The sequence below is a fragment of the Streptomyces sp. NBC_01334 genome, from assembly GCF_035983595.1.
Taxonomy (GTDB): domain Bacteria; phylum Actinomycetota; class Actinomycetes; order Streptomycetales; family Streptomycetaceae; genus Streptomyces; species Streptomyces coriariae.
In genome coordinates, this window is sequence record NZ_CP130718.1 from 2541042 (window position 1) to 2565717 (window position 24676).

The window sequence follows — 24676 nt, forward strand, 5'->3', positions numbered from 1 at the left end:
TGCACAGGGGTGGGCCCGGTCGTGCTGTTGCGGTCAGCCCGCGTACGGGTCCGCGACCTTGCCCGGACGGGCCAGGAACTCGAAGTCGCAGCCGGTGTCGGCCTGGGTGATCTGCTCGTTGTAGAGCGCGCCGTAGCCGCGCTCGTACCGGACGGGCGGCGGCGTCCACTCCGCCCGCCGCCGCTCCAGCTCCTCGTCGTCCACGTCGAGCCGGAGGGAGCGGGCCTCGACGTCGAGGGTGATCGAGTCCCCGGTGCGGACCAGGGCGAGCGGCCCGCCGACGTACGACTCGGGCGCCACGTGCAGGACGCACGCGCCGTAACTCGTCCCGCTCATCCGGGCGTCGGAGATCCGCACCATGTCCCGCACACCCTGCTTGAGCAGATGGTCGGGGATGGGCAGCATGCCGTACTCGGGCATGCCCGGGCCGCCCTTCGGACCGGAACCCCGCAGCACCAGGACAGTGTCGGCGGTGATCCCCAGCTCCGGGTCGTTGATGGTGCGCTGCATGGTCCGGTAGTCGTCGAAGACGACCGCGGGGCCGGTGTGCCGGAGCAGGTGGGGCTCGGCGGAGATGTGCTTGATGACGGCGCCGTCCGGGCACAGGTTGCCGCGCAGGACGGCGACCCCGCCCTCGCTCGCGACCGGGTTGTTCCGGGGACGGATGACGTCCTCGTCGTGCACCTGGGCGCCGGCGAGCTGCTCACGCATCGTGTCGTGGGAGACGGTCGGGCGTTCCAGGTGGAGCAGGTCCGGGATCCGGGAGAGGAAGCCGGGGAGCCCGCCCGCGAAGTGAAAGTCCTCCATGAGGTACTTCTGGCCGCCGGGCCGCACGTTGGCGAGCACGGGGACCGTCCGGGCGATCCGGTCGAAGTCGTCGAGGGTGAGCTTGACGCCCGCGCGGCCCGCCATGGCGATGAGGTGGATCACGGCGTTCGTCGAACCGCCGAGGCCGAGGACGGTCGTCACCGCGTCCTCGAACGCGTCCGCGGTGAGGATCTCGCTCAGCCTGCGGTCCCGGTGGACCAGTTCGACGATGCGCAGGCCGGCGGCGGCCGCCATCCGGTCGTGCCCGGAGTCCACGGCCGGGATGCTCGACGCGCCCGGGACCGTCACGCCCAGCGCCTCCGCGGCGGCCGTCAGCGTGGACGCCGTACCCATCGTCATGCAGTGGCCCGGCGAGCGCGCGAGGCCGCTCTCCAGCTCGGCCAGCTCGCAGTCGCCGATGAGGCCGGCCCGCTTGTCGTCCCAGTACTTCCACATGTCGGTGCCCGAGCCGAGCACCTCGTTGCGCCAGTGTCCCGGCAGCATGGGCCCGGCCGGGACGAAGACCGTGGGCAGGTCGACGCTGGCCGCGCCCATGAGCAGCGCGGGTGTCGTCTTGTCGCAGCCGCCCATCAGCACGGCCCCGTCCACGGGATAGGAACGCAGCAGCTCCTCGGTCTCCATCGCGAGCAGGTTGCGGTAGAGCATCGGGGTCGGCTTCTGGAAGGTCTCGCTGAGCGTGGAGACCGGGAACTCCAGCGGGAAACCGCCCGCCTGCCACACGCCCCGCTTCACGGCCTGCGCGCGGTCGCGCAGGTGGACGTGGCAGGGGTTGATGTCCGACCAGGTGTTGAGGATCGCGACGACCGGCTTGCCGAGGTGCTCCTCGGGGAGATAGCCGAGCTGGCGGGTGCGGGCGCGGTGGCTGAAGGAGCGCAGGCCCTCGGCGCCGTACCACTGGTGGCTTCTGAGGTCCTCCGGGCGTTTGCGCGCTTGGTCGTCGAAGCGCTTCATATGGACCATCCGGCTGCTATGGCGGCGACCTCGGCACGCTCGTCCTCGGGCAGCGGCCGGCTCGGCGGGCGGACATCGCGGCGGCACAGGCCAAGGGAGGAAAGGGCTTCCTTGACGACGGTGACGTTGTTGGCGGAACCGTTGGCGGCGCGGAGCTCCTCGAAGCGCCTGATCTGTTCCCACACCTTCATCGCGGCCGGGTAATCCCCTGATCGAAGCGCTTCGATCATGTTCAGCGAAACGGCCGGGGCGACGTTCACGAGCCCTGAGGTGAAGCCGGTGGCGCCCGCGGAGAAGTAGGAGGGGGCGTACGGCTCGGCGAGGCCGGCCACCCAGACGAAGCGTTCCAGGCCCGCGTCCCGCGCGAACGCGGCGAAGCGCGAGGCGTCCGGGACGGCGTACTTGACGCCGATGACGTTCGGACAGGCGTCGGCGAGCTCGGCGAGACGGTCGCCGCGCAGCTGCGCGTTGCGGATGTACGGGACGACGCCCAGCTCGGGCACCGCCGCCGCGATCTCCCGGTGGTAGTCGACCCAGCCGCTCTGCGACACGTACGGGTGGACTGGCTGATGGACCATCACCATCTGCGCGCCCAGCTCACGGGCGTGCCGGGCGGAGGCGACGGCGGTCGGTACGTCGTGTCCGACGCCGACCAGGATCGCCGCCCGTCCGCCGGCCACCTCGACGGTCACCTCCGTGACCAGGCGGCGCTCTTCGGGCGTCAGGGCGTAGAACTCGCCGGTGTTGCCGTTCGGGGTGAGGGTGGTGATCCCGCCGTCGAGCAGCCGGCGCAGCAGGGCCCGGTGGGCTTCGCCGTCGACGGAGCCGTCCTCGGCGAACGGGGTCACCGGGATGGCCACCACGTCGGCCAGGGCCGCACGCTGGGTCTCGAACGCCACGCTGCTCATTCCTGACCTTTCTCTGCCCGGGGCCCCTCGTGGGTCTCCTGGGCGGTCTCGGGGAACGCCCGGTGCACGAACGACGCGATGTGGGCGTGCAGGGCGCGGGCCGCTCCGTCGGAGTCGCCGTCCAGGGCGAGCCGCAGGATCTCGCGGTGCTCGCCCGCCTCCCGTTCCCAGGAGGGCGAGGCGGCCCAGGCGACGGCCGAGACCAGGGCGGCCTGGTCGCGCACCTCGTCGAGCATCCGGCCGAGCAGCGGGTTGCCGCACGGCAGGTACAGGGCGCGGTGGAACTCACGGTTGGCCAGCGACCGTTCGGCGGTGTCGGTGGCCTCGTCGGCCCTGGTCAGCGCCTGGCGTGCGGCGTCGAGGGAAGCGCCTCGCCGTACGGCCCGCCGGAGCGCCTCGGGTTCGAGGAGCAGGCGTACGTCGTAGACCTCGCGCGCCATGTCCGCGTCCACCATGCGTACCGTGACGCCCTTGTACTGGCTCATGACGACCAGTCCGGTGCCGGCCAGGGTCTTGAGCGCCTCGCGCACCGGGGTCTTGGAGACCCCGAACTGCGCGGCGAGCTCGGTCTCGACCAGGGCCTGGCCGGGCGTCAGCCGGCCTGTGAGGATGCGGCGTTTGATCTCCTCCAGCACGTACTGCGTGCGGGACGGGATCGGCGTGGGCACAGAGGTCATGCGCGCCTCTCGGATGTCGCGTGTCTGATCTCGGGTCTCGCGTATCGCGTCTCATATATGACGTACGAAGTACGACGGGTTGAAGGTAGGAGCGGCCCTGTGTTTCGTCAATGCTTCTGACAAAGGAAGTTGAGGTTGCCGAGGCGAGGCTGCCGGGGCGGGAGTGCCCGAACGGGATCAGAAGGGCAGGGTCTCGCCCTCGCGAGCGGTCCGGGCGGGACCCCCGAACGCGACGGCGGCCCGGGCGGTCGCGGCCTCCCGGGTCAGCGTGGGCCCGACATGGGTGATGTACAGCTCGCGCACCCCGGCCCTGCGGGCAGCCTCGCCGGCCTCCTCCGGCGTGAGATGCACCTGCTGCTCCCGTTCGCCTTCGCGATGGCTGTCGATGTCCGCCTCGCACAGGAACAGATCGGCGCCGGAGGCGAGTTCGGTGAGGGCCTCGCACGGCCCGGTGTCGCCCGAGTACGCGAGGATGCTCCCCTGGCACTCGGCCCGCAGCCCGTACGCCTCGGTGTCGTGCACCACCGCCCGCGAGCTGAGGCGCAGGTTCCAGTGCCGCACGGTGTGCCCGTCGAACAGGGCCCTGAAGTCGAAGACCTCGCTCAGGAACCGCACGTCCGGCCGGCCGAAGAAGCCCGCGAGGCGCCGGGCGCAGTCGAGCGGCGCGTAGACCGGGATCGGGGCCGGCGGGGTCATCCCGCCGTAGGCGAGGGCGTAGGCGGCGGCCAGGAGGTCGGCGCTGTGGTCGGCGTGCAGGTGCGAGATCCAGATCGCCGTGAGCCGGTCGGGATCCGTGTGCCGCTGCAACTCCGCGAACGTCCCCGGTCCCGCGTCCACCCACACCTCCGCCCCCGCGCCGCGCAGCAGATAGCCGGAGCAGGGGCGGCCCGGCCCCGGGTGCGGAGAGGCGGTACCGAGGACGGTGAGGCTCAGGGGCATGGTGGGGAGCGTACGTTTCGGGCCCGGGGGACGCGCTGTGATTCCGTTTGTCCACGGCGACCGCGGGGTGCCGTCCGCACCCGGTTCGCCGGTCCGACTAGCGCGTCCACCCGGGGTCACGGCCGCTCAGTCCGACCGCCCGGTCGAGCAGCGGGGCGTTGTCCGGGACGGGGACCACGGGGCCGAACACACCGCTCCCGGGCTCGCCCTGGGCCGCGGCGGCGGCCAGGAACCCGTGCGCCGCCGACAGCGCGGCCGGGTCGGGCGTGTACTCCTGGCCGGTGGCCCGGGCCAGGTCCCAGCCGTGGATCACCAGTTCGTCGGCGACGACGGCGCCCGCGACCTCGCCGGGCAGGTCCACGCCGCCCGCGCGGGTCATGCCGGTCCAGGCGGCCGGGTCGCGCCAGGCGTCGGCGAGCTCGTCGAGGGCCTTGGCGAGTTCCTCGCGCCAGCCGGGGCCGATGTCCGGCGCGGCGGCGTCCGGAGGGGTGTCGGTCGTGGGGCCCAGATCCTTGCGGGCGGCGTCCCGGAAGGCGACGGCGAGGCCGGTGAGGTGGCCGAGCATGTTGCGGACGGCGCAGCCCGGGCAGGGCGTCCCGTCCCCGAGCTGCCCGTCGCGGACGCCCTCCGCGAGGCGCGCCACGATCAGGGTCTGCGGGCCGAGGTCGAGTGTGCTTGTCGTGTCGGTCATACGGGGTGGACCGGTCGCGTCCCCGAAACTCATCGCACCCCGGCCGGCACGGGCGGTCCGTGGTCCCGGCGCCGGGCCGGTTGCCTCAGGCGCCCCGGGGGCATGACCGACGGGCCCCGGCGGATTCCCGCACGCGGGCGGTCCCGCATGGGGCAGTTGCCCGATGCCCGGAGGACCGCCTCAGAACCACGATGACCAGGTATGACGAAGAACTGGTCCGTGGCACGTGTCCTGCGGGACCGTGACGCGGCGCTCTACCTGGCCGCGTCGTCGGTCTCCGGTTTCGGCACCTCGGCGCTCTGGCTGGCGTCCGGTGTGTGGGTCAAGGACCTCACCGGCTCGAACGGGCTCGCGGCGCTGTGCGTGCTCGCCCTGTGGGCGCCCACCCTGCTCGGCCCGCTGCTGGGCACCCTCGCCGACCGGGCCCGCCGGAAGCCCCTGCTGATCGCGCTCGATCTGCTTCCGGCGGCCCTCCTGCCCACCCTCCTCGCCGTCGACTCCCCCGACGGCGTGTGGCTCCTGTTCACGGTGCTGTTCGTGTACGGGGCGGCCTCGGTCGTGCACGACGCGGCCGAGTCCGCGCTCGTCGCCGCCGCCGTCGCCCCCGGCCTGCTCGGCGACTTCAACGGGCTGCGCTTCACGACCACCGAGGGCATGAAGTTGGTGGCTCCCCTGGCGGGCGCCGGCGTGTACGCGGTCTACGGCGGCGCCGCCGTGGCGCTCCTGGACGCGGCCTCCTTCGTGTGCGCGGCGGGGCTGTACGCGTGCGTGCGGGTCGGTGAGGAGCGGCCCCGCCCGGCCACCGCCCACTGGCGTGCGCAGACCGCCGAGGGCGCCCGCTTCCTGTGGGGCCGGCCCGAGCTGCGCCCGCTGGTCCTGGCGGGCGGTGCGTCGATGCTGCTCTCGGGTCTCGGCGGCCCGCTGGTCTACGCCGTCGTCGAGGGCCTCGGCCGCTCCCCCGCGTACACGGGCACGCTCTACGCCGTCCAGGGCGCCGGTTCGGTCGTGGTGGGGCTGCTCTCGGGGCCCGCCCTGCGGCGGCTGGGGGAACGCCGGTTCGCCGGATGCGGGATCGCCCTCACCGCCGTCGCAGTAGCCGGGCAGGCCGTTGCCTCGGACCCCGTGGCCCTGGTGTGCGGCGCGGCGATCGGGGCGGGGCTGCCCTGTGTGCTGATCGCCGCGCTGACCGCGGTGCAGCGGGAGACGCCGGACGCGCTGCTCGGCCGGGTCACCGCGACGGCCGGCACCCTGATGTACGCGCCGACCGCCGTCGGCCTCGCGGTGGGCGCGGGCCTGGTCGAACTCGTGCCGTACCAGCCGCTGCTGGTGCTGCTTGCCCTGGCCCGGCTGGCGGTCCTGCCGCTGCTGCGCGGCGCTCAGCGGGCGGCCAGCGCCTCGCGTACGGACGCGAGGTCCCCGTCCGACGCCAATCCCGCGTGATACAGCCGGAGTTCGGTAGCCCCGAGTGCGCGCGCCCGCACCAGGTCGGCGGTGAGCGTCCCCGGGCTGCCGCCCATGCCGGAGACGACGCCGAGGTTGGCGGCGACGACCGCGCCCCCGCGGCCCTGCGCGGCGAAGGGGGCCAGCAGGCCGGGCCCGCCCGCGCAGGGCACGACGACGCCGTCCGCGACGGACAGGATGTGCTCGGGGTCGACGCCCGGGTTGGCGCCGACGTGGTATGTCACGGGGTCGGCGTGCAGCAGGACCTGGAAGCCGTCGGGCGCGGCGTCCCGTACTGCCCGCACGGCGGTCTCCTGGAGCGTGCGGGCGGTCTCGTCGCGCCACGCGCGCGTGGCCGCCGCCGTCTCCTCCCCGAGCAGCTTCTCGATCTCCGCCCAGCCTCCCCCGCCGTCCGGTGCCCCCTGCCACAGCGGCTCCAGCGCCTCCCGTACGGCGGCGGCGAGCGCGTCGGCGTCCAGTCCCTGCTCGCCGTAACCGGCCCGGCAGGCGGGGCAGAAGCAGAGCGCCATCAGGTACTGGCCGGCGTCCCCGAGGCCGACGCCGCCGGTCTTGTCGTGGGCGTGCAGGTGCTGGAGCCCGTACCAGCCGAGCGACTCCAGCTCGGTGCCGCCCGCGCCGGGGCGTACGGCGGCCTCGGCGGCGAGGTCGACGAGGTACGCGCGTGTGGCGGGCTGGGCGATGCAGGGGGCCCACGGGTAGCGGTCACCGTACGCGTTGACGACCGAGGTGTCCGGATGCTCGGCGCCCATCCGTGAGTTGTGCGCGAGGACCACCCAGGTGTGCACGTCGAGACCGGCCCGCGCGAGCGCTTCGGCGGCCTCGCCGTAGGCGTCGCCGGGGGCCCAGTCACCGGCCGGGTAGGGGCGCAGGGCGCGGCCCTTCCAGCGGTCGCCGGCCGGATCCGTCGGGTACAGCACGGCCGCGTGCTCGGCGGTGACGATGCGGTGGCGCGGGTGACGGGGGGTGAGGGCGCGGGTGGAGTGGTAGGCGGCGGCGAGGGTCACCTGTTCCACGCCGAGCGCGGCGATCCGGGCCGCCGCCTCGGGGTCGCCGGTGATGTCCCAGGGGTAGACGAATGTCGACGCCTTCACTTACGAGTCCTCCTCCAGCAGCGCGTAGCCGCGCTCGATCACCTGGGCGAGCTGCTTGACATGATCCTCGCTCGGTTCGTGCAGCGGCGGGCGCACTTCGCCCACGTCGAGGCCGCGCAGCCGGACTCCGGCCTTGACGAGCGACACGGCGTAGCCGCGGCCCTGGGCCCGCAGTTCGACGAACGGCCGGTAGAAGCCGTCGAGGAGGCGGTGGACGGTGTTGTCGTCGCCGGTGGTGAGGGCCCGGTGGAAGGCGAGGGCGATCTCGGGGGCGAAGCAGAACACGGCCGAGGAGTAGAGGGTGACGCCGAGGGCCCGGTAGGCGAGCTGGGTCTGTTCGGCGGTCGGCAGACCGTTGAAGTAGAGGAAGTCGCCGGGGACCTCGGTGCGGACGGCGCTGACGGTCCGCTGCATCAGGTCGAGGTCGCCGAGGCCGTCCTTGAGGCCGATGATCCCCTCGGTGCGGGCGAGTTCGACGACGGTCCCGGGGGTGAGGACGGCGTTGTCGCGCTGGTAGACGACGACCGGCAGGGCGGTCGCGGCCGCCACCTCCCGGTAGTGGCGCAGCAGTCCCTCCTGGGCGGCGACGACGAGGTAGGGCGGCATGGCGAGCAGGCCGTCCGCACCGGCCGACTCGGCCAGCCTCGCGTAGCGCACGGCGAGCGCGGTCCCGTAGCCGGCGCCCGCGACGACCGGCACCCGCCCGGCGGTCTCGGTCACGGCCGCCCGCACGCAGGCCTCGAACTCCTCCGGGGCGAGCGCGTGGAACTCCCCGGTCCCGCAGGCCGCGAAGACGGCGGCGGCACCCGCCTCGACGCCGCGCCGGACGTGCGCGCGGTAGGTGTCGAGGTCGAGGGCGCCGTCGGGGCCGTAGGCGGTGACGGGGAAGAACAGGGGTCCGCTGGGGACGCGGAGGCGATCGGCGAGCGGGGCTGACGTCACGGGCTCTCCCGGGTCCATAACGGGTCCATATTCTTGAGCAGCGTCCATATTCCTGAACGACCTCACGCTAGGGTGCCCGATCGAGCCGGGTCAAGCGCGGCAACCCCCGAGACACCAGCAGTTTTGCCACTCCTGTAGGACACTTGACGGGCGCCGCCACCGCTCTTTAGCGTGTCCATGCATGTGAACCGTGGCCACACATGCGTCCGCTCCCTCATGTGATCCAAGGAGACCCGAGGATGCCCGCTCCGCGCACCGTCCTGCTCACCGGCGCCGCCGGCGGCCTCGGCACCCTGATGCGGGACCTGCTGCCCGCCTACGGCTACGCGCTGCGCCTGCTCGACCTGCGTCCGATCGAGGGCGAGCCGGAGGCGATCGTCGCGGACCTGGCCGACAAGGACGCGGTCCGGGAGGCCGTGCGGGGTGTCGACGCGATCGTCCACCTCGCCGGAATCTCGCTGGAAGCCCCCTTCGAGAAGATCCTCGGCGCGAACATCGCGGGCACGTACAACCTGTACGAGGCGGCCCGCGAGGAGGGCGTACAGCGCATCGTCTTCGCCTCCTCCAACCACGCGGTCGGCTTCACCCCCCGCCCCCTGGACGGCGCGTCGCCGGACGAGGGCGAGCTGATCCCGATCGACACCCCGCGCCGCCCGGACACCTTCTACGGCCTGTCCAAGTCCTTCGGCGAGGACCTCGCCCAGCTCTACTGGGACAAGCACGGCCTGGAGAGCGTGTCGGTACGCATCGGCTCCTGCTTCGCCGAGCCCACCAGCGTGCGCATGCTGTCGCTGTGGATGAGCCCGGCCGACGGCGCCCGCCTCTTCCACGCGGCCCTGACCGCCGAGAACGTCGGCCACACCGTCGTCTACGGCTCCTCCGCCAACACCCGGCTGTGGTGGGACCTCGGCACCGCGCGGGCGCTCGGCTACGAGCCGCAGGACGACTCCGAGCCGTACGCCGAGAAACTGATCGCCGAGCAGGGCGAGCTGGACCCGGAGAACATCGCCCACTCCTACCTGGGCGGCCACTTCGTCAGCGACCCGCCGATCTGGCCGTACTGACCGGGAAACGGACCTCACGGCGGCGGGCGGGCACCGAACGGGCCCGCCCGCCGCCGTATCCGGGCACGCGCCGTGCCCGATCCCACCCGGCGCCCGGCTGCCCCGCAGGTCCGAGCCGGGCAGGCCGCGCCGCAAACGGGCGCACCCGGGCAGTATCGGGCCCGCAACAGGCCTGGCCAGTGCCGCGCACCCGCTGTAGAACTTCCCCCATGGGTCCCACCGGGCCCGAACGGGCAGGTCGGGCGGGAGAGCGAGGCGAGGACTTGACCCCGAGAACGGCGGAGGAGCGCCAGCGCGAGATCGTGCGCGCCGCGCGCGCCACCGGCGCGGTCGACGTCGCCGCGCTCGCCACCGAACTGGGCGTGGCCAGGGAGACGGTAAGGCGGGACCTGCGCGCCCTGGAGGACCACGGCCTGGTGCGCCGTACGCACGGCGGCGCCTATCCCGTGGAGAGCGCCGGCTTCGAGACGACTCTGGCCTTCCGCGCCACCAGCCACGTGCCCGAGAAGCGCCGGATCGCCGCCGCGGCGGCCGGGCTGCTCGGGGACGCCGAGACGGTCTTCGTCGACGAGGGCTTCACCCCGCAGCTCATCGCCGAGGAGCTGCCCAGGGACCGGCCGCTGACCGTGGTCACCGCGTCCCTGCCGGTCGCGGGCGCGCTCGCCGAGACCGAGAACACGTGCGTGCTGCTGCTCGGCGGCCGGGTCCGCTCCGGCACCCTGGCGACCGTCGACCACTGGACGACGAAGATGCTGGCCGGCTTCGTCGTCGACCTCGCCTACATCGGCGCCAACGGCATCTCCCGCGAACACGGTCTGACCACCCCGGACCCGGCCGTCGGCGAGGTCAAGACGCAGGCCGTCCGGGCGGCCCGGCGCGTGGTCTTCACCGGTGTGCACTCCAAGTTCGGGGCGGTCAGCTTCTGCCGGTTCGCCGAGGTGGGCGCACTGGAGGCGATCGTGACGAGCACGCTGCTGCCGGCGGCCGAGGCCCACCGGTACTCACTGCTGGGGCCTCAGGTCATCCGGGTCTGAACCCTCGAACCACCCACCCCCCGAGGGCACCGCCATACCTCAGGTTGCCTGATACATCCCAATATGCCCAGGAGCGATCGATGCGCACCCAGAGCCGACGAAGGCCGCGAGCCACGCTCACCGCGGTCGCCGCAGGGACGCCGCCCGCCCCGTTGCCCTCCGGCTGCCGGGCCGGAGCCGACGGGGTCCGGCGGCGACTCCGGCCGGCTCTGCACCTGGGCCCGGGGCATCCGGAAGGCCTCCCGCAACGCCGACGAGGCCTGGAGCATCGGCGACCGGATGCCGCTGGAGGAGTGTCCGAGGGCGCTGGAGCAGTTCGCGGCGGGGGTCGGCCACAAGATCGTGGTGGTGCCGTAGGCCGGTATGCCTGCCCTGTCCCCTGCCCGGACCCGTTCGGGTCCGGGTAAGGGAACGGCAAAGTGGTCTCGCTCGTTCACCCGGCATGACAGCTATGACCCCCGGCTCGAACATCCCTCTCTCCACCGCACGCGTGACGGTGGACGTCGCCGCTCCGGTGCGGCTCGACGTTTCGGGCCTGCTGCTCACCGCCGACGGCAAGGTGCGCTCCGACGACGACTTCATCTTCTACAACCAGCCGAGCGGCCCCGGCGTGACCTACCGCTCCGGCGGCGGTACGGCCCCCGACGCGATCACCGTCGACACGTCCGCGGTCCCGCCGGGCATCGAGAAGATCGTCGTCACCGCCAGCCCGGACGCCGCGGGGCAGACGTTCCAGGGCGTCGAACCGACGGCGACGATCCGCAGCGCGGACGACAACAGCGTGCTGGCCACCTTCACGCCCCCGCAGCTCGGCTCGGAGACAGCGCTGGTCGTCGTGGAGGTCTATCTCCGCAACGGCGTCTGGAAGGCCCGCGCGGTCGGCCAGGGGTACTCCGACGGCCTGGCCGGCATCGCCACCGACTTCGGGGTGACGGTGGAGGAACCCGCGCCGGCCGCCGCACCTCGGCAGATGGCCCCGCCGCCGCCCGTGCCGCAGTCCCCGGTGACCCCGGCGGCCCCGCCGATGCCCCCGGCACCGCCCGCCGCGGCCCCCGCCGCCACCGGGAAGATCAACCTGGACAAGGGCCGGGTCAGCCTCCAGAAGAACCAGACCGTCTCCCTCGTCAAGGGCGGCCGTCCGCTGCTCTCGCAGGTCAAGATGGGTCTGGGCTGGGAGCCCGCGTTCCGCGGCAAGGACATCGACCTGGACGCCTCGGTCATCGCCTACGGCCCCCAGCGCAACCACATCGACAGCTGCTACTTCGGCAAGCTCTCCATCGTGAACGGCGCGATCAAGCACTCCGGCGACAACCTCACCGGCGAGGGCGGCGGGGACGACGAGGTGATCGTCGTCGACCTCGGCCGTCTGCCGCAGGAGGTGACCGGACTGGTCTTCACGGTGAACTCCTTCTCGGGCCAGAAGTTCACGGAGGTCGCCAAGGCCTACTGCCGCCTGCTGGACGCCTCGACCGGCGAGGAGCTCGTCCGCTTCGACCTCACCGGCGCCGAAGCGCAGACGGGCGTGCTGATGGCGAAGCTGATCAAGCAGTTCTCCGGCGAGTGGGAGATGACGGCCATGGGCGACTTCGTGAAGGCCCGCACCGTGCGGAACATGGTGAAGCCGGGCGCCCAGGCCCTGTAGCCGCACCCGGGCCGGTCCGGGCCCGCAGTCGCTCAGCCACGGGCGCCCGCCACCACGGGGGCGCCCGCTGTCGTCATCGCGCGGGCCGCAGCCCCTCCGTCAGCAGCGACACATAACGGCGGATGGCGCTGCGGTCGCCCTTCGCCAGCTCCGACGCCGTCGCCACCCCGTGCGCGAGGCGCAGGACGTCGATCGGCTCGATGTCCGGCCGCAGGGTGCCCTCCCGCTGCGCCGCCTCCACCAGCCGGGCCGCCGCCTCCTTCATGTTCGTACCGCAGGCGGTGACCGCGGCCGCGCTGCCGTCCGTGACGGCGGAGCCCAGCAGGGCCTTCATTCCCCGGACCTGGATCGTGCCGACGCACAGCTCGTTGAGCCACTCCACCAGCGCCTCGCCCGGCGGGAGTTCGCCGCCGAGTTCGTCGGCCCGCACGGCGAGCGCCTCGATCCGGTCGACGTAGGCCGCCTCCAGCAGCGCCTGGCGCGTGGGAAAGTGCCGGTACAGCGTGCCGGATCCGACGCCCGCCCGCTTGGCGATGTCGTCGAGGGAGGCGCCCTCCCCATGCTCGGCGAAAGCCTCCGCCGCCACCTTGAGCAAGCGCTCGTAGTTGCGGCGAGCGTCCGCACGCATGGGCCTGACCTGCGTCATCCAGTTACTCCTTGCAAAACGGGGACTCTCTCCGTATTTTGGCAGCCACTAAACGGAGACAGTCCCCGCTTACTGCGCTCGTCTCTGCGGGTCCACGACCAGGGTCTCTTCGTGCTGCCCGCATGTTCCACCACTTCCCGCGGGGACACCAGACAGGGAGCACCCCATGTCCACGCCGTCCCCTTCCGCCTCCACCGCCGATACCTCCACCGCAGACGCCTCGGCCGCCGATACCTCCACCGCCGACGTCTCGACCGGTTCCGCCTCGGCCGCCTCTTCCCTTCCCGCCGCCGCACCCGGACCGGCGGCCCGGCCCGGCGCCGTCCTGCTCGTGATCGTCACCGCCTATCTCATGGTCGGAGTCGACTCCACGGTCGTCAATGTCGCCCTCCCCGACATCCGGCGTGACCTCGGCTTCTCCCCCACCGGACTGTCCTGGGTACTGAACGCGTACACCCTCGCCTTCGGCGGACTGCTGCTGCTCGGCGGACGCGTCGGCGACCTCCTCGGCCGCCGGCGCACGCTCACCCTCGGCGTCCTGCTGTTCGCCGGCTCCTCGCTGCTCGGCGGCCTGGCCGGCGACGGTGGCTGGCTGCTCGCCGCCCGCGCCCTCCAGGGAGCGGGCGCCGCCCTCACCGCGCCCAGCACCCTCGCCCTGATCACCACCAACTTCCCCGAGGGCCCCCGCCGTCACCACGCCCTCGGCGTCTACTCCTCCATGGCCGGGATCGGCGCCTCCATCGGCCTGGTCCTCGGCGGCATGCTCACCGCCTGGGCGTCCTGGCGCTGGGCCCTGCTGATCAACGTGCCCATCGGGATCGCGGTCGCCCTCGCCCTGCCCCGCTCCGTCACCGAGACCCCGCGCCACGCGGGCCGGTTCGACGCGGCGGGCGCCCTGACCGGCACCGCCGGGACGACCTCGCTGGTGTACGCGTTCATCCGGGTCTCGCAGGAGGGGTGGAGCGACACCCTGGCGCTGCTCGGCTTCACCGGCGCGGCCGCCCTGCTCGTCGGTTTCGCGCTGATCGAGACCCGCGCCGAACAACCGATCATGCCGCTAAGGCTCTTCGCCGACCGCGACCGGGCGGGCGCCTACCTCGGCGTCCTGATGCTGCCCGCGGGCATGTTCGGCGCCTTCTACTTCCTCACCCTCATCAGTCAGGAGGTGCTGCGCTACAGCCCGTTGCGCGCCGGTCTCGCGTTCCTGCCGATGACGGCGGTGATGTTCACGACCGTCCGGTTCGTGCCGCGGCTGCTGGCCCGCCTCGGCGCCAAGCCACTGATCCTGACCGGTACGACACTGCTCGCAGGTTCCGGCTGCTGGCTGTGGCGGCTCGGTCCCGACGACGGCTATGTGACGGGTCTGCTCGGCCCGCTGCTGCTGTTGGGCGTCGGCGTCGGCCTGGCCCTGATGCCACTGAACGCCACCATCCTCGCGAAGGTCGGGCCCGAGGAGGCCGGCGCCGCCTCCGGCCTCCTCCAGAGCCTGCAGTGGCTCGGCGGCACACTCGGTCTGTCCGTGCTGGTCACGGTGTACGGCACGGCCACCCGGCACGCGGTGGGCAGCCCGGCCGAGATCCTCACCCACGGCGCGACCCGGGCGTTCGGGGCGGCCGCCCTGATCGCGCTGGCGGCCCTGCTGACGGCGGCCCTCGCGATCAGGGGCAGGCGAAGGATCCCGGCCGCGGGCGGCTGATGCGGACCGAGAACGGCCACCGGCGACAACGCCGTGGCCGGCCCGGCGCCGTCGTGCGCCGAGAAGACACCGCGCCCGGGTTCACCTGGGGTGGTGCAGCCAGCGCTGGAGTGCGGCGTTGACGCTGCCGGACAGGGCGCTGAGCTGGTCGATGGCGTCGCGGTCCTCGGGGTACGGCGGGATTCCGGCCGCGGTCAGGGCGGCGTGCAGGTCGATGCGTCGCCGGTCGCGCGGGCCGATGGCGAGGTCGAGGCGCTCGGCGGGATTCGGCGGCAGCAGGTGTTCCATGTCCTGGTCCGGGTCGGCCGGGTCCGGCCAGACGTCGGCCGGGTCCGGCCAACGGGCTTCGGCCGGGTCCGGCCAACGGACGTCGGCCGCATCGACGGCATAGGGGTCGACGAAGGCGCGGGCGTCGCTGTGTTCGGGGGCGGTGGTCGTCACGTTGCTCTCCTCACCGGCTTCCTACGGTTCTGCCGGACAGGAAGCGTGCGGGGCCCGCGCCGGTTGCGGTCACGACCGGACATCACGCTGACGGCGTCATCGGCGGCTCATCCTCTGGTCCGACCAGCGCCACCCGAGACAGACCCGGCACTCGGCCGGTGGCCGGTCCGGAGAAGAGAGCGGTGAGGGCGCCGGCCTCGACGGCCGGCGCCCTCACCGCCTTCCCCACCGGTCAGAGCCAGCCGTTCTCCGCGGCCCTCAGACCCGCTTCGAAACGGCTGCGCGCACCGAGGCGTTCCATGAGGCCGGCCATCATCCGCCGCACGGAACGCGCGGAAAGCCCCAGTTGGCGACCGGCCCGCTCGTCGGTGAGGCCCTGTGACAGCAGGAGCAACAGCTCGCGCTCCTGCGGGGACAGGCCGTCGTCGTCGGTGACGGGAGTCGTGTCACCGACGGGGCGGGACGTGGACCAGATCTGTTCGAACAGAGCGAGGATCACCGTGACCGTGCCGGGATCGGTGACCTCGAGGGCGCCGAGCGCGGAGTTGTCCGGGTCGACCGGCACCAGGGCGACGCGCCGGTCGTAGATGAGCATCCGGATGGGCAGCGAGGGCGCGGTGCGCACTTCGGCACCGATCTCGGTCAGCCAGCGGGCATAGACCAGCGTGGGCGGGTCCTTGCGGAGGCTCTCCAGGCCGACGGTGCGCATCGCCACTCCGCGACCGCGCACCTGCGAGTCCAGCCTCTTCGCGGCCTCGATGAGCGCCGGGTCCTGCGGCCCGCCGGGCATGAGGGTCGCGACTTCCTCGGTGGCGCGCAGGGACAGTTGCTCGATCCGGTCCTGGATCGCGTCCATCCCCATCAGCTTGGTGACCTCGGGCCGGCCTTGCCCGGAGCGCTGGTCGGTGTATTCCTGGACCAGTTGCGCGACGGCCACCTGGCTCTCGGCGAACTGATAACTTTGGCGCAGCATTTCGGCTTGGCGCTGCTGAATGAGTAATTCCATTCCGACTTGAGGGCTGACCGGCCTCAGTTCACCCGGCACCTCCCAAGAAGGGCGCAGCAGAGTCAGCTCGGCAAGGTTGTCGAGGGCCTGTCGGATCTCGTCCGCAGTCGCGGAGAGTTCACCGGCCATTCCTTCGACATCCAGGTCGCGCCGAGTCAACAGCAAACGATATGTTCGTTCAGCTATGGGATCGAGTCCCAAGAAGTCAAGCACTGTTCCCCCGTCAGCTTCCGCGAGCCCGCGAGAGGTTACGAAAACCTCTGCGAGCATGCCAAGGATGCTTTGCGCGCCACTCAGAGCGCGCGACCACCGATCGTACAGGCGCTCGACGTCGCCCTGCACGGCTTTACGGTGGCCCTGCACAAACGGGGAGCAAAGAGTTCGATCTCCGCGGTACGCCCTTGCCGGGCGACGTGCGGACGGCCCGGAGAGCGGTACCGGGTCCGCCCCCGGCCGCTCCCCGGACTCACCGTGTCCTACTGGTGTCCGGCGCCCTCCAGGCTCTTGGAACGCACCAGTTCGGTGGCCTGCGCCACGAATGCCTCGAGAGGCATCGAGCGCTCCTCGCCCGAGCGGTACCGCACCGACACGGTCCGGTTCTCGGCCTCCTTGCGGCCCAGGACGACGATCAGTGGCACCTTGCGTGTGACCGCGGCCCGCACCTTCGCCGACAACCGGGCGTCACCGCGGTCGACCTCGGCGCGCAGGTCGGCACCGAGGAGAACGTCGCAGACCTCGTCCGCGTACTCCCGCAACTCCGACGCGAGGGGGATGACACGGACCTGCTCCGGGGCGAGCCAGACCGGGAATGCCCCGCCGAAGTGCTCCACCAGGTAGGCCACGAACCGCTCGTGCGAACCCAGCGGCGCACGATGAATGACGACAACCGGTTTCTCCCCACCGTCCGAGTCGTGGTAGGTCAGGCCGAAGCGCTGCGGAGTGTACAGATCGACCTGGTTCGTCGAGGCGGCGAACTCCTTGCCGGTGACCGCGCGGATCATGAAATCGACCTTGGGCCCGTAATGGGCGGCCCCGCCGATCTCCTCGACGTAGGGAATGTTCGACTCGTCCATGGCGTCACGGGTGATCTGTTCCGCGAGGCGCCACATCTCCTCGTCGTCGTGGTACTTGGCCGTGTTCCGGGGATCTCGCAGGGCGAGCACCATGTAGAAGTCCGAGATACCGAGTGCCCGGTAGTACGCGTCATGCATGCGCATCACTTCCAGGAACTGGTCTTTCGCCTGCTCGGCCGAGCAATAGATGTGCGCGTCGTTCTGGGTGAACCCGCGGGTGCGCATGAGGCCGTGGAGCTGGCCACTCCGTTCGAATCGGTGGACGGTGCCGTACTCCGCAATCTTGTAAGGAAGGTCCCGGTAACTGTGCGGCCTCGACTTGTACACCATGTGGTGGTGCGGGCAGTTCATCGGTCGGAGGTAGTACTGCTCACCTTCGATGTCGATCGGCGCGTAGAGATCCTCGCGGTAATAGGGAAGATGCCCCGAGAGGTAGTAGAGCTCGTCCTTGGTGATGCTCGGTGTGACCACTCGCCGGTACTTCAGGCGTCGCTCCGTCTGCCGCGCCCAGCCTTCGAGTTCGTCCCGGATGATCGTGCCGTTCGGCAGCCACAGCGGGAGTCCCTTCCCGATCTCCTTGCTGAAGGTGAAGAGATCGAGGTCCTCGCCGATCCTGCGGTGATCGCGTCTGCCGGCCTCCTCCAGCTGCCGCAGGTGCTCCTTCAGCTCCTCGCGGGTCGGCCAGGCCGTCCCGTAGACACGCTGCAGCTGTGGGTTGGCCTCGTTCCCCCGCCAGTAGGCGGCCGCCGAGCGGGTCAACCTGAATGCCTGGATCAGCCTGGTCGAGGGGAGGTGCGGGCCTCGGCAGAGGTCGGACCAGCGCACCTCGTCCGAGCGCGCGTCGAGGTTGTCGTAGACGGTCAGTTCCCCCGACGCGGAGTCATCGGCCGAGGGGGCGCCGTCGTCACCCTTCAGATCCACCAGTTCGAGCTTGTACGGCTCGTCGCGGAGCTCTTCCCTCGCCGCCTCGATCGACGGGAACACCCGGCGCCGGAAACGCTGACCGCCCTTGATGATCTCCCGCATCCGCACCTCGATCCGCTCGAGATCATCCGGCTGGAAGGGCTTGGCGACATCGAAGTCGTAGTAGAAGCCGTTCTCGACGGGCGGCCCGATACCCAGCTTCGCCTCGGCATGGAGGCTCTGTACGGCCTGGGCGAGAACATGCGCGGTCGAGTGCCGCAGGATGTTCAGGCCCTCGGGGCTGGACAGGGGAACGGGAAAGACCTTCACCTCCTCCTCCGGCTTCCAGGAGAGGTCCCGGAGCAGGCCGTCGGCATCACGGACCGCGACGATCGCGTTCGGCCCGGTCATGGGCAGCCGGGCCGTGGCGACGACGTCGGCACACGAGCTGCCGGCCGGGACGGTGACCGCGTCCGGCACACGGTCGACGCGGGTTGTGCTCATTGATGGCTCCTCGGTTCATGGTGAATGGGGGGATCGCGGGGCCGATCCGGCCCGGGGCGGGCTCAGTGTGGGTCCGCGGCGCGGGCGGTGACCACCAGGCCCGTCACGAACCGGCCAAGGGCCCCCGTCGGACGGCCCTCCGGGCCACGTGAGGCCCGTATCGCCGACGTCAGGTGAGGACCGCTTCCGTACTGGAACGGACGGTGCCGGCGACGGCCGCCCAGTGATCGTTGAGGAAGAAGTGCCCACCGCTCAGGACGTGGAGCCGAAACGGACCCGTGGTGTGCTCGGCCCACACCCGGGCGTCCGCGACGGGAGTCAGCGGGTCGTCGTCGCCCGTGAAGGCCACGACCGGGCAGCGCAGCGCAGGGCCGCCACCGAACCGGTAGGTCTCACTGGCCTGATAGTCACCCCGGATCAACGGCAGCAGCAGGGACCGCAGTTCGGGATGATCCAGCAACTCGCTGTCCGTACCCCCGAGCGACATCACCTGCTCCGCCAGGGCGTCCTCCGACAGCTGGTGAGCGGTGGTCCGGCGGATGCGCGAGGGTGCCGGCCGGCCGCTCACGATCAGCGCGACCGGGGCGGTGTCGCCCAGCCGAGCGGCCACCTCGTAGGCGACGACGGCGCCGAGGCTGTGGCCGAGCAGGGCTCGCGGCCGGTCTCCCGCCCCCTGCCCCAGCACCTCCGCCACCTGGTCGGCGAGCCGGTGGACATCCGTGACCACCGGCTCCGCGTACCTGTCCTGGCGACCCGGATACTGCACCCCGAGCACCTCGGCGTGGCCGGCCAGCTCGGCCGCGAGCGGACGGTAGAAGCCCGCCGATCCCCCTGCGTGCGGGAAGCAGACCAGCTGCAGATCCGGCATCGCGGTGCCCGCCGGGGCGTCGAGACGCCGGAGCCACAAGGCTGTCTGGGTCATGCTCTGTCTCCTTCGGAAGGTTCGACGGACGTGCGGTGGCGCCCGTCAGACGGCGGCCGGCATCCGCTGTGCCAGTCGGAGGGCGATGCCCGAGTGGTGGAGGTCGTCCTCTTCCCTGGGGACGTCGAGGATCAGCGCGGTGATGCCCAGTTCGAGATACTCGCCCAGCAGCCGGGCCACCTCCTCGTAACTGCCGACTAGGTAAGGGCAGAAGGTCTTGTACGCGCGGAACGGATAGAGCCAGTAGCCGTCCCTGGGGCTGTGCGAGTGCTGCGCGTCCCGGGAGAGGTTCCGGTGCCAGCGCGACTCGACCTGCCCGGCCGCCACATCGTGCAGCCGCTCACCCAACTCGTCCGACGGGAACCGCTCGTGCGCGATCCGCCAGGCCTCGGCGCCGCTCTCCCGGGCGATGATGCCCAGCCGGATGCCGTTGCCCCGCAGGCCGTCGGGGTCCGCCGCGTGGTCCGCCGCCGCGCGCGGGTACGAGAGCCGGACGGCGCCCAGGGTCTGCTGCGCCTCGGCACAGGCGTCGGAGGATCCCGATACGTAGACCCTCGGGGTGAGTTCGGCCGGCAGCGGGATGGTGAGCGAGGCGGCGTTGAGGCCGTAGTGCCGACCCAGGTGGGTGACCGGCCGGGTACCGGTGAGCAGCTTGTTGACGATCTTCCCGTACTCGGCCAGCCGCTCGTAGCGCTCGTCGTGGTCGAGGACGTCACCCAACTCGCGCATGTGCCCGGCGAATCCCCCGGTCACCAGATTCAGATCGACCTGGCGGCCGTGCAGATAGCCGATGGAGCTGATCGCCCTGGCGACGTCGAAGGGGTGGCGGAACAGCGGCTGCACCGCCACCAGCGGCACCAGCGTCTCGGTGTGTTCGATCATCAGCTGGGCCGCGGCCCAGGGGTCGACGAGCGTGTTGTCCGTGTAGACGAGCAGGCCGCGGTGGCCGGCCGCCTCGGTCCATCGCGCCACGTCGACGGCGCGCCGGCGGAACTCGTGCCCGGTGAGGCTGTGCGAGGAGGGTGCGGTCGTGTAGACGGTCAGCATGGCTCAGGCGGCCTCTCCGGTCGCGAGCGCCGTGCGAAGACCGAGCGGACGCAGGTCCTGCCAGATCTCCTCGATGTGCGCGAGGCACTCGGCCCTGGTTCCCTCGAAGCCGGCGGCCTGCCAGCCCAGCGGGAGGGGCCGCCCGGGAAACCAGACCGAGTACTGCAGCTCCGCGTTGCTCACCACGGTGAAACGGTCGATGCTCTCGACAGTCATGTTCTGACTCCTTGATCGGTTCGTGTGGGTCGACGGGGCCGCTCAGCGGGCGGCACGGTGGGACAGCTCGTCCGCGATGAGCTCGGCCAGTCGGCCGACCTCGTCGCGGGTGAGGAAGGTGGCGGGCAGGCCGGGCAGCTCGTGCAGGCCGATCGGTCCGGTGATCACCCGTGACCAGCCCATGTCCGCGGGCTGGAAGTTCTCCTCCGGCAGGACGAAGACCTGGGCGGCGCCGTCGTACGCGACCTGCTGGTGCGAACTGATCGCCTTGGCGTTGGCCTGGTAGACCCCGAGCAGCCTGCGCGCGTCCTCGATGCTGCTGACGTCGTCGCGCAGCGCGCCCGCGCTCCGGCCGCGGCTGAACACCAATTCGATCTTCTCGTCGAGGCTGTCGATGGCGGCCAGTTCCTCGTACGTCGTGTCGGTTCCCTGACCGAGCATGTGGTGCACCAGGGCGGTCGGGTCCTCCAGGAGCCTGCGCGGGGCCGGGTCGAAGGGGTTGGCCACCACCAGCCCGAGGTAGCCGACCTCGTCGCCCGCCGCGCGCAGCCGCCGGGCCACCTCCACGGCCACCGTCGCGCCCATGCACCAGCCGGCGACGTGGTAAGGACCCTCCGGCTGGACGGACTTGAGCCGGGCGACGTAGTGGTCGGCGAGGCCGCTCATCGAGTCCAGCGGTTCCTCCCCCGGCTCCATGCCGGACGCCCGCACGCCGTACACGGTGACCTCGCCGTCGAGGAGCCGGGCGAGCGGTCCGTAGCCGAAGATGTGGCCGCCGAGCGGCGGGAAGAGGAACAACGGGGTGCGGCCCGCGGAGTTGAGCGGCACGACCTGCATGTCGGTGCCGTCGGTGCCGTCGGCGTCCCGGCGGTCGATCAGGGCGGCGAGCCTGCGGATGGTGGCCGCCTGGAGCAGGGCGGCGACCGGGAGCTCGACTCCGAGCTCGTCCCGGACCTTGAGCACCACCCGCAGGGCGCGCAGCGAGTGGCCGCCGAGGTCGAAGAAGTTGGCGTTCACGCCGATGGCGGTGATGCCGAGCACCTCGCTCCAGATGGCGGCCAGTGCCCGCTCGGTGTCGGTGCCCGGCGCGGCCGCGTCACCCTCGGCAGCGGACATCGCCTCGCCGATGCCGGGCAGGGCCTTGCGGTCGACCTTGCCGTTCGGGGTGAGCGGCAGCGCGTCGAGCAGCACCCAGGCCTGGGGCACCATGTAGCCGGGCAGTGCCTCGGCGCACCAGGTGCGCAGCGCGCTGCCGTCCACGCCGGGAGCGGCCACGACGTAGCCGGCGAGAACCCGTTCGCCGTCCGCGCCGAGCGGCGCCGCGACCACGGCCGCGGAGACCTCCGGGTGCCGGCCGAGCCTGGCCTCCACCTCCTCCAGCTCGATGCGGTAGCCGCGCACCTTCACCTGGAGGTCGACCCGCTCCAGGTACTCGAAGGTGCCGTTCTCGCCGATGCGTACGAGGTCACCGGTGCGGTAGAGCCGTGCGCCGGGCCGGCCGGGACCGGCGAAGGGATCCGGCACGAAGCGGTCCGCGGTCAGGTCGGGCCGATCATGGTAGGCGCGGACCACACCTTCGCCGCCGATGTACAGCTCGCCGGGCACGCCGGGGAAGACCGGGTCCATCTGGGCGTCCAGCACCCACATGGTGGTGTTGCGGATCGGACGGCCGATGGGCACCGTGCCCTCCCCGGCCGTCACCCGCTGGACGGCGGACCACACGGTGGTCTCGGTCGGTCCGTACATGTTCCAGACCGCCGCACCGTCCCGTGACAGCCTCTCGGCGAGGTCCCGCGGGAACGCCTCACCACCGCAGAGCACTCCGGCCATGTCCTTCGGGCGCCAGCCGGTGTCGAGCAGCATCCGCCACATGGCGGGTGGTCCCTGGGCGATCAGCCCGGGCTCCGACTCGATCAGTTCGCGCAGCGCGGTGCCGTCCGCGACCTGGCTGCGGGCGGCCAGGAGCACGGTGCCGCCGAGAATCAGCGGGACGAACATCTCGTTGACGTGGATGTCGAAACTGATCGAGGTCGTGGCGAGGTAGGGGTGCGAGTCGTCCAGGTCCAGGCGCTCCACGAGTGCGTCCAGGAAGTTGACGACGGAGCCGTGCGGTACCTCGACGCCCTTGGGCAGGCCGGTGGAGCCGGAGGTGTAGATCGTGTAGGCGAGTTCGTCGCCGGAGACCACGACCGCCTCGGCGCTGCGCGGGTGCGCGGCGGCCGTCTCGACCGCGAGGGCGGCCGGGGCGAGTTCGGCGGCGACACCGGCGGAGGCGGCGTCGTGCAGGAGGAAGTCCGCACCGCTGTGGCGGGCGATGTAGCGCAGCCGGTCGAGCGGGTAATCGGGGTCGAGCGAGACGTAGTTGGCACCGATCCGCCAGATGGCGAGCAGGGCGGGTACGAGGAGGGTGCCGCGGTTCATGCACACGCCGACCGGGTCGCCCCGGCGGACTCCGGCGTCGGCGAGGCTGCCCGCTATCCGGCCGGCCGCCTCCAGCAGCTCGTCGTACGCCAGCTCGCCGTCGACGGCGCGCACGGCGGTCCGACCGGACCGGGCGGCCCGCTCGATGCGCTGGTAGACACCGTGCGGCTCGGTGTCGCGCCACGGGCCAGAGCCGTGCACGGCAAGGGCGGCGACGTCCTCGTCCGCGAGCGCGGGCGCGGCCAGCACGCAGGCATCGGGATCGGCGGCGATCCTTTCCAGCACCGAGAGGTAGGCGCGGCTGAGGCGGGCGGTGTCCGCACGGTCGAAGCGCCGTGCGTCGTAGCGCAGTTGGAGCCGCAGCGAGGTGCCTTCCGGGTTCATCACGAATCCGGAGGTCAGCGGGAAGTTGGTGTGCTCGTAGTAGTCGCCGATGTCGAGGGTCAGGTCGTCCTGTGCGGTGAGCCCTTCGTAGCTTCGGAACCGCCGGAAGTCGAAGACGATGTCGAAGGGGCTCCAGCCGGTCTCCTCGACCATCGCCGCGAGCGGATAGCGGCGGTTGGGGAGGATCGCGGTCTCCTGGGCGAACACCGCGGTGGCGAAGTCGGCCCAACTGGCCCGCGGGAGCGTGGTACGCAGCGGGTAGGTGCTCAGGAAGAGGCCCTTGACCTGCTCGGCGTCCCGCGTCTCCGGCCGGCCGTTGCCGACCACCCCGGTGATGACGTCGGAGCGCCCGAGGAGCCCTGAGACCACGCGCAGGTGCGCGGTGAGCAGCACGGTACGGACGGGGACGCGCAGCCGCGTCGCGAGTTCGCCGAGCCGGTCGAGCACGGGCCGCGGGATGTCGTACCACTCGACCTCCACGGTCGAGTCCAGTTCGTCACTGGTGCGCCGGGGCGGTACGGGCAGCACGGCGGGTTCGGCGCCGGCCAGCTGGTCGCGCCAGAAGTCGCGCTGCCGTGCGTCGTCGAGAGCGTCGAGCTCGAGTGCGATGTAGTCGCGGTAGCGGGTCCGCGGGGCGGTGAAGTCGGGTGTACGGCCCGTACGGATCGCCGTGTAGCCGGCGAAGAGCTCCGCCACGGCGGAGTGCAGGCTCCAGCCGTCCATCATCGCGTGGTGGAAGGACCACCAGAAGTGGAACTCCTCGTCCCCCAGGCGGTGGACGACCATGCGGAAGAGCGGCGCCGCCGCGAAGTCGAAGGGACGGCCGGTCTCCTCACGCCGCCAGTCGTCGAGGACCCGCTCGGCGGCATCCCGCTGCAGGCCACGCAGGTCGACGGTCTCGAAGGGGACGTCGACGGCGGAGTGCACGAGCTGCAACGGTTCGCTGAACTTGGCGAGTTCGAAGGAGGTGCGCAGGACGTCGTGGGCCCCGATCAGCCCGGCGACGGCGGCGCGGAAGCTCTCCTCGTGCCAGGGACCGCGCACCCGCAGCGAGTAGATGTCGTGGTAGTAGGAGGCGTCGCCCTCCAGCTCGGCGTGATAGATCATGCCGGCCTGCAGCCGGGACAGCGGATAGGCGTCGGTGACGGAGCTGGTGGCTGTTCCGCGGTGAGGTGTTGCGGTGGTCATG

The 24676-nt window shown here is 71.8% G+C and carries 21 protein-coding genes; 6 read left to right on the plus strand and 15 right to left on the minus strand.

The window, feature by feature from the left end; genetic code table 11:
* Positions 1-33 precede the first annotated feature (33 nt).
* From araD to OG736_RS11580, 5 genes are all read right to left on the minus strand, one after another.
* A complete protein-coding gene (gene araD / locus OG736_RS11560) occupies positions 34-1779 on the minus strand; it encodes an L-arabinonate dehydratase (protein WP_327182350.1) in 1746 nt (581 codons plus the stop codon).
* Positions 1776-2687 carry a dihydrodipicolinate synthase family protein gene (locus OG736_RS11565; protein WP_327182351.1) on the minus strand — a complete coding sequence of 304 codons (912 nt, stop codon included), beginning with the start codon at positions 2685-2687 and terminating at the stop codon, positions 1776-1778. The genes araD and OG736_RS11565 overlap by 4 nt, the downstream gene beginning before the upstream one ends.
* On the minus strand, positions 2684-3364 hold the full coding sequence (locus OG736_RS11570) for a GntR family transcriptional regulator (protein WP_327182352.1): 681 nt from the start codon (positions 3362-3364) through the stop codon (positions 2684-2686). Before OG736_RS11570 ends, OG736_RS11565 begins: the two co-directional genes overlap by 4 nt.
* A gap of 177 nt (positions 3365-3541) precedes the next feature.
* The gene (locus tag OG736_RS11575; RefSeq protein WP_327182353.1) at positions 3542-4303 is read right to left on the minus strand and encodes an MBL fold metallo-hydrolase; all 762 of its coding nucleotides are present in this window, start codon (positions 4301-4303) and stop codon (positions 3542-3544) included.
* A gap of 97 nt (positions 4304-4400) precedes the next feature.
* Positions 4401-4994, minus strand: a complete 594-nt coding sequence (locus OG736_RS11580) for a TIGR03086 family metal-binding protein (protein WP_327182354.1) — start codon at positions 4992-4994, stop codon at positions 4401-4403.
* A gap of 201 nt (positions 4995-5195) precedes the next feature.
* Here OG736_RS11580 and OG736_RS11585 point away from each other — a divergent pair, with 201 nt between their 5' ends.
* Positions 5196-6434 (plus strand): MFS transporter, encoded by a 1239-nt coding sequence (locus OG736_RS11585; RefSeq protein ID WP_327182355.1) that lies wholly within the window; start codon positions 5196-5198, stop codon positions 6432-6434.
* On the opposite strand, the gene OG736_RS11590 is transcribed toward OG736_RS11585, so the two are convergent.
* Together OG736_RS11590 and OG736_RS11595 are read right to left on the minus strand one after the other, a co-directional pair.
* Complete coding sequence (locus tag OG736_RS11590) at positions 6371-7546, minus strand: hypothetical protein (RefSeq protein ID WP_327182356.1); 1176 nt, start codon at positions 7544-7546, stop codon at positions 6371-6373. The two genes, OG736_RS11585 and OG736_RS11590, sit on opposite strands and share 64 nt — an antisense overlap.
* The gene (locus OG736_RS11595) at positions 7547-8488 is read right to left on the minus strand and encodes a 5-dehydro-4-deoxyglucarate dehydratase (protein ID WP_327182357.1); all 942 of its coding nucleotides are present in this window, start codon (positions 8486-8488) and stop codon (positions 7547-7549) included.
* A 239-nt stretch (positions 8489-8727) separates the two neighbouring features.
* Between OG736_RS11595 and OG736_RS11600 the strand changes: the two genes are divergently transcribed.
* The 4 genes from OG736_RS11600 to OG736_RS11615 all read left to right on the plus strand — a co-directional run bounded on the left by OG736_RS11600 (position 8728) and on the right by OG736_RS11615 (position 12228).
* The gene (locus OG736_RS11600) at positions 8728-9552 is read left to right on the plus strand and encodes an NAD-dependent epimerase/dehydratase family protein (protein WP_327182358.1); all 825 of its coding nucleotides are present in this window, start codon (positions 8728-8730) and stop codon (positions 9550-9552) included.
* Between the two features lie 209 nt (positions 9553-9761).
* Complete coding sequence (locus OG736_RS11605) at positions 9762-10586, plus strand: DeoR/GlpR family DNA-binding transcription regulator (RefSeq protein ID WP_442817023.1); 825 nt, start codon at positions 9762-9764, stop codon at positions 10584-10586.
* A gap of 63 nt (positions 10587-10649) precedes the next feature.
* Positions 10650-10943, plus strand: coding sequence for a hypothetical protein (locus tag OG736_RS11610; RefSeq protein ID WP_327187884.1), 294 nt, complete (start codon positions 10650-10652; stop codon positions 10941-10943).
* Between the two features lie 94 nt (positions 10944-11037).
* Positions 11038-12228, plus strand: coding sequence for a TerD family protein (locus tag OG736_RS11615; RefSeq protein WP_327187583.1), 1191 nt, complete (start codon positions 11038-11040; stop codon positions 12226-12228).
* Positions 12229-12301: 73 nt separating this feature from the next.
* Here OG736_RS11615 and OG736_RS11620 read toward each other — a convergent pair whose 3' ends face one another.
* On the minus strand, positions 12302-12874 hold the full coding sequence (locus OG736_RS11620) for a TetR/AcrR family transcriptional regulator (protein ID WP_054239184.1): 573 nt from the start codon (positions 12872-12874) through the stop codon (positions 12302-12304).
* 166 nt (positions 12875-13040) lie between these two features.
* Here OG736_RS11620 and OG736_RS11625 point away from each other — a divergent pair, with 166 nt between their 5' ends.
* Entirely contained in the window at positions 13041-14570 is a 1530-nt protein-coding gene (locus tag OG736_RS11625; protein WP_327182360.1) for an MFS transporter, read from the plus strand.
* A gap of 81 nt (positions 14571-14651) precedes the next feature.
* Here OG736_RS11625 and OG736_RS11630 read toward each other — a convergent pair whose 3' ends face one another.
* The 7 genes from OG736_RS11630 to OG736_RS11660 all read right to left on the minus strand — a co-directional run bounded on the left by OG736_RS11630 (position 14652) and on the right by OG736_RS11660 (position 24675).
* Positions 14652-15011 carry a hypothetical protein gene (locus tag OG736_RS11630; RefSeq protein WP_327182361.1) on the minus strand — a complete coding sequence of 120 codons (360 nt, stop codon included), beginning with the start codon at positions 15009-15011 and terminating at the stop codon, positions 14652-14654.
* A 232-nt stretch (positions 15012-15243) separates the two neighbouring features.
* Positions 15244-16359, minus strand: a complete 1116-nt coding sequence (locus OG736_RS11635) for a helix-turn-helix transcriptional regulator (protein WP_327182362.1) — start codon at positions 16357-16359, stop codon at positions 15244-15246.
* Between the two features lie 134 nt (positions 16360-16493).
* Positions 16494-18497, minus strand: a complete 2004-nt coding sequence (gene thrS / locus OG736_RS11640; RefSeq protein WP_327182363.1) for a threonine--tRNA ligase — start codon at positions 18495-18497, stop codon at positions 16494-16496.
* Between the two features lie 169 nt (positions 18498-18666).
* A complete protein-coding gene (locus OG736_RS11645) occupies positions 18667-19419 on the minus strand; it encodes a thioesterase II family protein (protein ID WP_327182364.1) in 753 nt (250 codons plus the stop codon).
* 45 nt (positions 19420-19464) lie between these two features.
* Entirely contained in the window at positions 19465-20466 is a 1002-nt protein-coding gene (locus OG736_RS11650) for an LLM class flavin-dependent oxidoreductase (RefSeq protein ID WP_327182365.1), read from the minus strand.
* A 3-nt stretch (positions 20467-20469) separates the two neighbouring features.
* Positions 20470-20682, minus strand: a complete 213-nt coding sequence (locus OG736_RS11655; RefSeq protein WP_327182366.1) for an MbtH family protein — start codon at positions 20680-20682, stop codon at positions 20470-20472.
* A 42-nt stretch (positions 20683-20724) separates the two neighbouring features.
* The gene (locus tag OG736_RS11660) at positions 20725-24675 is read right to left on the minus strand and encodes a non-ribosomal peptide synthetase (protein ID WP_327182367.1); all 3951 of its coding nucleotides are present in this window, start codon (positions 24673-24675) and stop codon (positions 20725-20727) included.
* Position 24676 lies beyond the last annotated feature (1 nt).